3 protein-coding genes and 1 pseudogene are annotated in these 6,848 nt (G+C 54.7%); 2 read left to right on the top strand and 2 right to left on the bottom strand.

The annotated features are described in order from the left end of the window. Positions 1-131: 131 nt before the first annotated feature. Together JQF37_RS30345 and JQF37_RS31605 are read right to left on the bottom strand one after the other, a co-directional pair. Positions 132-1,718, bottom strand: a complete 1,587-nt coding sequence (locus JQF37_RS30345) for an ABC-F family ATPase (RefSeq protein WP_090321229.1) — start codon at positions 1,716-1,718, stop codon at positions 132-134. Then, positions 1,702-2,474 (bottom strand): annotated as a pseudogene (locus tag JQF37_RS31605) (hypothetical protein); the annotation flags it as partial. The gene JQF37_RS30345 and the pseudogene JQF37_RS31605, both read right to left, overlap by 17 nt. Positions 2,475-2,945: 471 nt before the next feature. Between JQF37_RS31605 and JQF37_RS30335 the strand changes: the two are divergent. Beyond that, positions 2,946-5,462 (top strand): EAL domain-containing protein, encoded by a 2,517-nt coding sequence (locus JQF37_RS30335; protein WP_189340444.1) that lies wholly within the window; start codon positions 2,946-2,948, stop codon positions 5,460-5,462. 473 nt (positions 5,463-5,935) lie between these two features. Then, entirely contained in the window at positions 5,936-6,835 is a 900-nt protein-coding gene (lpxO, locus tag JQF37_RS30330) for a lipid A hydroxylase LpxO (RefSeq protein WP_130209421.1), read from the top strand. Positions 6,836-6,848 lie beyond the last annotated feature (13 nt).

The following is a 6,848-nucleotide window of genomic DNA, read 5'->3' as shown; positions in this document are numbered from 1 at the left end:
CCAAGGACGGTGAAGATTTCAAAGACCCGGTTTCCAGTGGACCGTAAGGCTGCTCCGCTTAAGTGAACAGCATTACGTCACAAGGACAGGGCTTTTAGTTGAAGCTGGCAGCTTGAAACCGATGGCTGCCCTTAGAACACCACACCCTGGCTGCGCAGGTAGTCGTCATAGGTGCCGCTGAAGTCGGTCACGCCATTCGGGCTCAGCTCGATGATGCGGGTGGCCAGGGAGGACACGAACTCACGGTCGTGGCTGACGAAGATCAGCGTGCCCGGGTAGTTCTCCAGCGCCAGGTTCAGCGCTTCGATGGATTCCATGTCCAGGTGGTTGGTCGGTTCGTCCATCACCAGCACGTTCGGCTTTTGCAGGATCAGCTTGCCGAACAGCATGCGACCTTGCTCACCACCGGAAATGACCTTGACCGACTTGAGGATTTCGTCGTTGGAGAACAGCATGCGGCCCAGGGTGCCGCGAATGATCTGCTCGCCTTGAGTCCACTGGCCCATCCAGTCGAACAGGCTGACGTCGTCTTCGAAATCGTGGGCGTGGTCTTGGGCGTAGTAGCCCAGTTCCGCGCTTTCGGTCCACTTCACGGAACCGGCGTCCGGGGTCAGCTCGCCCATCAAGGTGCGCAGCAGGGTGGTCTTGCCGATACCGTTCGGGCCGATGATCGCAACGCGCTCGCCGGCTTCAACGGTGAAGCTGAAGTTCTTGAACAGGGTCTTGCCGTCGAAGCCCTTGGACATCTGCTCGATGGTCACGGCCTGACGGTGCAGCTTCTTGGTCTGTTCGAAGCGGATGAACGGGCTCACGCGGCTCGACGGCTTGACCTCGGCCAGCTGGATCTTGTCGATCTGCTTGGCGCGGGAAGTGGCCTGTTTGGCTTTCGAGGCGTTGGCCGAGAAGCGGCTGACGAACGTTTGCAGTTCGGCGATCTGGGCTTTCTTCTTGGCGTTGTCCGAGAGCAATTGTTCGCGCGATTGAGTCGCGGCAGTCATGTACTCGTCGTAGTTGCCCGGGAACAGGCGCAGCTCACCGTAGTCCAGGTCGGCCATGTGGGTGCAGACGCTGTTGAGGAAGTGACGGTCGTGGGAAATGATGATCATGGTGCTGTTACGCGCCGTGAGAATGGTTTCCAGCCAGCGAATGGTGTTGATGTCCAGGTGGTTGGTCGGTTCGTCGAGCAGCAGCACTTCCGGATCGGAGAACAGGGCCTGGGCGAGCAATACCCGCAGTTTCCAGCCTGGAGCGACTTCGGTCATCGGGCCGAAATGCTGTTCCAGGGGAATCCCCAGGCCCAGTAGCAGCTCACCGGCGCGGGATTCGGCGGTGTAGCCGTCCATTTCAGCGAATTCGGTTTCCAGCTCGGCCACGGCCATGCCGTCTTCTTCGCTCATTTCCGGCAGCGAGTAGATGCGATCGCGCTCGGCCTTGACCTTCCACAGTTCTTCGTGACCCATGATCACGGTGTCGATCACGGTGAACTCTTCGTAGGCGAACTGGTCCTGGCGCAATTTACCCAGGCGTACGTTCGGCTCCAGCATGACCTGGCCGCCAGATGGCTCGAGGTCACCGCCGAGAATCTTCATGAAGGTCGACTTGCCGCAACCGTTGGCGCCGATCAAGCCATAACGATTGCCGCCGTTGAATTTGACCGAAACGTTTTCGAACAACGGCTTGGCGCCGAACTGCATGGTGATGTTAGCTGTGGAGATCAATTACCTTACCTATCAATGGGTTAGAGCTGGTTTTTTTGCCTGATACCGATTTGATACCAATCTGGAGCTTTTCCAGCTCCGCCCAGTCTGAGCTTGAGTTGAGCCAACGCGCATACGTCGTCAGCAACATTTGGACGCTGTGGCCAAGCTGCTGAGCGATGAATGCGGGGTTCATGTTGGACATTAAGCATATTGTCGCATAAGTATGACGGCAGTTGTACGGTGGTCGATAAGGCATCGTCAGTGCCTGGAGTGCCGGCCTCCACTGGTTGTGGGGATCGGAGGTCTGTTTGCTGTACTCGCTGTTCTTCGACGGCGGGAACACCCGGGACGTGGTCTTGACCTTGCCGACGCCTTTTGCACGGCGCACGGCGCACTGGCGGGCGAACTCCAGCGCGCGCCATGCACGTTCGTTGAGTCGTACGAAACGATTTTTCCGGTTTTGGTGCGTTAGCCGGGTTCTTCTTGATCAGCGCTTCGGCAACTGCGGCTTCCAGCGTCGTCGAGAGCCTGACCAGAGCCTTGCGGCGAACACCCGGAAAGTCCTCTCCGTGGCCGCAATGATTCGGCGCAGGAGGGTGGTGGTAATCAAGTCTATGCGTACCAGGGCTGAATTCAGTAGAGGTTCAGCGCACCCCTGTAGTTATTTCGAGTGCCCTCAGCGATAACCTGGCCATCGAACCAAAGCTGGGCGTACTCATGGGCGCTTGGAATGCCACCGAGTCGCGTCGTTGATCCAGGGAACAGATCGGCGTAGTTGGGATGCAGTTCTAACCTAACCGCCAATCCAGAGGCATTTTTACGCTTCGGGCTGTGGATTCAACTAATCGACGCAACAGGCTGGCTAAATTGTTTAGCGCGAGCTTCGTACTCTAGTGTTTTCGGTAAACACACGATTCGCATCAGACTTCAAAGTCAGAAAACGCCCTATGCCGGGCTGTTGCTGCCAATACTCGTAAAACAAGGAAAAAACATTTGGATGGATGGCCAAGTGCTATCTTTTAATCTCGAGTGGTTGTAGTGTTGGGAGGTTTGCCTTTTAGCTGCGGACTGTTCCAACGGGAATACGTTGTCAACCTACAAGGTTGTGATCGCAATAAATCATGTATTTGAATTGACTTTCTCCATCCGCTTCAAGGGCCATCGCTTTAAATGGGAAACGATAACAAACAGCCTCAGATCGAACGGATTGCAATTTGGCGGGTGCACTCCTCACATCGTGCTTCCATGCACCGTATGGCGGTATTGCTGTCGGCACTTGCCATATGCCAGTTCATCGCTTGGGCAATTTCGGCCGGTTCAAATGGCATAGGCATTCCGCATTACCTCCCAGGGCATATGCTGATGGAAACAGTTTCCATCGTAATTGCCATGATGGTGTTTGCGGTAGGCTGGAATTCCAATCTGGGGAAAACCTCGGGCAACTTGGTGTTTCTGGCCTGCGGTTTCTTTGTCGTGGGTTGGATGGATTTTTTGCATGCCGCCTCCTATGCAGGCATGCCCGATTTTCTATCGCATAACGACTCAGAGAAACACCTCTATTTTTGGCTTTCAGCACGGTTTGTGGCCGCCATCACGTTGCTCTTGGTGACATTGCGTTCCTGGCAACGTTTGATGACGGTCTTCACCAAATACCTGATTTTCTCAGCCCTGTTGTTACTCACCGCAATTGTTAATTGGATGGTCATTCACTACCAGGATTGGCTGCCTCACCTGTTCATTCCCGGCCAGGGGCTGACGTCATTAAAAATAAACCTGGAGTACCTGTTAATCGCCATCAACCTGACCACGATGGCGACGCTCTGGATCAAGATGAGAAAGCCGCAACCCTTCAACGCGGCACTTCTGTTCAGTGCGGTGAGTGTGACGGCGATGAGCGAACTCTTCTTCACGCTCTACACCAGCATGAATGGAATATACAACGTGCTGGGACACATTTATAAAGTCATCAGCTATTTGGTCATTTACCGCGCCGTGGTGGTGGAGTCAGTAGATCGTCCGTTTCTCCAACTGATGCGGGCTCGCAAAAACCTGGCGTTGGCGGTCGAGGCTTCGGCCACAGGCATGATCATGGTGGATGAACGGGGGCATATCACCTTGACCAACGCACAGGCCGACATCATGTTCGGCTATGAAGCCGATGCATTGATAGGTCAGTCGATTCAGGTGCTGGTTCCCGACGCATATCGCAAAAACCACGAGAAGCTGGTGCAAGGGTATCTGCAAAACCCTGTGAAGCGGCAACATAGCGAGGGCAGGGAGCTGATTGGAAAACACAAGTCGGGGCATCAATTTCGGGTTGAAATCGGATTGACACCGATTTCCGATGACGAAGGGCACTACGTCATTGCATCCGTTCTTGACGTTACGATGCGCGTCGAACACGAACGACGGATCAACCAGCTTATCAACTTCGATCCGCTAACCGGGTTACCCAATCGCAACCTGCTGCATGATCGTGTAACCCGTGCCATCCAGGCAGCCGCACGTAGCCAAACGCATGTGGCGGTGCTGTTTATGGACCTTGATAATTTCAAGAATGTAAACGACAGCCTGGGCCACAGCCTGGGTGACAACTTGCTGATTGAAGTTGGCAAGCGCCTCACAGCTGTAGTGCGTGAAAGCGATACTGTGGCACGCATTGGCGGAGATGAGTTTGTGATCGTGCTGGCCGATGCCGATACCCGCGGCACTGCCACGGTGGCGACCAAACTATTGGAATCGGTATCGCAGCCCTATCAGATTGGCATTCATACCTTGACCGCAACGTCTTCCATTGGCATAGCCATGTACCCGGAAAACGGCGCCGAATACAGTGTTCTGTACCAGCACGCCGACACCGCCATGTACCGGGCCAAGCACGAAGGACGCAATGGTTACCGCTTCTTCACCGAAGAAATGCGCACTCACATAAAGCGTATGTTGGCACTTGAAAGTGCCATGTGCCAGGCACTGGAACAGGCGCAGTTCTATTTACATTACCAACCACAGCTGTCTATTGATGGGCACCGTGTTGTTGGCGTGGAGGCATTGTTGCGCTGGCACCATCCGGTGTTGGGTCACATTTCGCCCGCTGAATTCATCCCATTAGCGGAAAGTAATGGGCAGATCAATCCCATTGGTGCCTGGGTGTTGCGCACGGCAGTACGACAACTGCGTTCCTGGATGGACGCCGGTATGCCTCCCGTGGTCATGGCGGTCAATCTATCGGTAGTGCAGTTCCAGAATCCGGATCTGCCGACATTGATTTCCGAAATTCTTAGTGAGGAACAACTTCCTCCAGAGTATCTCGAACTGGAGTTGACCGAGAGTGTGGCCATGGGCGAGCCGCAGCGTGCCATCGAGATCATGGACAACTTGCACTCGCGCGGGGTACGTATGTCCATCGATGACTTTGGGACCGGGTATTCCTCGTTGAGCTATCTCAAGAAGTTCAAGATTTATAAACTCAAAATCGATCAGTCGTTCGTGCGTGATATCGCAATCGATGCCGATGATCGAGCCATAGTCAAGACCATCGTACAAATGGCTCATAGCGTGGGTTTAATCACTATTGCCGAGGGGGTGGAGACATCGGCGCAGTGGGAGTTTCTGAGTCAGAATGGTTGCGACGAAGTTCAGGGATATTTGTTTAGCCGGCCATTGCCCACCGATCAGATTCCAGAATTCGTCAGGAAGATCGAGGCCCAACGCGAGATTGAGGTTACGGATGCTCTAGAACTTTCGGAGCAGAGAGAAATTTGACAATCCGAATTATTCTAGTAACGCGGGGCGATTCATAGCCAGGGTTGAGGCAGTACCGAATCAGTCCACGTTCCGCCATTCGGATCACGGGAAACGCACCCCGGTCAGAAGCGGAAGATCGATCTGGCAACAAGTGGACAGGAGCATGTGAAGCGCTTGGCCCGAGTCGAAGTGCGCTGAGGCCGGTCAATCAGGGGGGCGCGAAAAGTTTGGGCTGGTCTGGTGCTCAAAACGATAAGGCCAAAAGGCAGCGGTGCTGTTTTGGCGGCCTGATCAGACAGATTTTCACGGCTTCGGTTCACTTTTGGTTACAAATTGTGGCTAAAATGCCGCCGATCATCGGGTGCCGATAATCAGCGCCGGCTCAAGGATGCGCCATCGGGACAGCTTTCGTATTCAGACTCTGCACAAGCCCCTGAGCCAAGGGCTGCCAAGGGGCGCAGTTTGTTCACTTCTGACGTGTGACGATTTCCGTGAAACTCATTATTGCCGCTATCTATGTTGTCTCCATCGCATACGTTCACCTGCGAGGGCAGGTTCGACACAAGCTGGGCCGCCAGTTGAGCGATCACTCGACGTTTCTGGCCCCGATCAATTGCTTCCTTTATCTCTTCTCGAAGATTCCCAACAAACCTTTCCTCAATCCTGCCGACTTTCCCGACCTGAGCCCGTTGCAGGCTCACTGGGAAGAAATCCGCGCCGAAGGCCAAAACCTGTTGCGGGCAGGGGAGATCAAACGCTCGAGCCAGTACGACGACGTCGGTTTCAACTCGTTCTTCAAATCAGGCTGGAAACGCTTCTACCTCAAGTGGTACGGCGACAGCCACCCATCGGCGATGAAGCTCTGTCCGCGCACCACCGAGCTGGTGCAGAGCATCGGTTCGATCAAGGCTGCGATGTTCGCCGAATTGCCTCCAGGCTCGAAACTGGTGCGTCACCGCGACCCGTATGCGGGTTCCTATCGTTATCACCTGGGCCTTGAAACCCCCAACGATGCCGGTTGCTACATCAATGTCGATGGCGAGAACTACCATTGGCGCGACGGTGAAGCGGTAATGTTCGATGAGACTTACATCCATTACGCTGAAAACGCCACCGAGCAGAACCGCATCATTCTGTTTTGCGACGTTGAGCGCCCGATGAAGTATCGCTGGGCGGCAGCGTTCAACACCTGGTTCAGCCGCAATGTGATGGCGGCGGCCGGCGCGCCGAATGAGGCGGGTGACAAGACCGGCGGCATCAATCGACTGTTCGGCAGAATCTACAAAATTCGTCTGCGCGGCAAAGAACTGAAAAAGCGCAACCGCACACGCTATTACGTGGAAAAGTGGGCAATCTTTGGCGGGTTGCTGGCCATCTTCATCCTCGTCTGACTCTTTCGCCGGG

The organism is Pseudomonas sp. MIL9, from assembly GCF_016887925.1.
In the GTDB taxonomy this organism is placed as follows: domain Bacteria; phylum Pseudomonadota; class Gammaproteobacteria; order Pseudomonadales; family Pseudomonadaceae; genus Aquipseudomonas; species Aquipseudomonas mohnii.
This window is presented reverse-complemented; position numbering and strand designations above follow the sequence as displayed.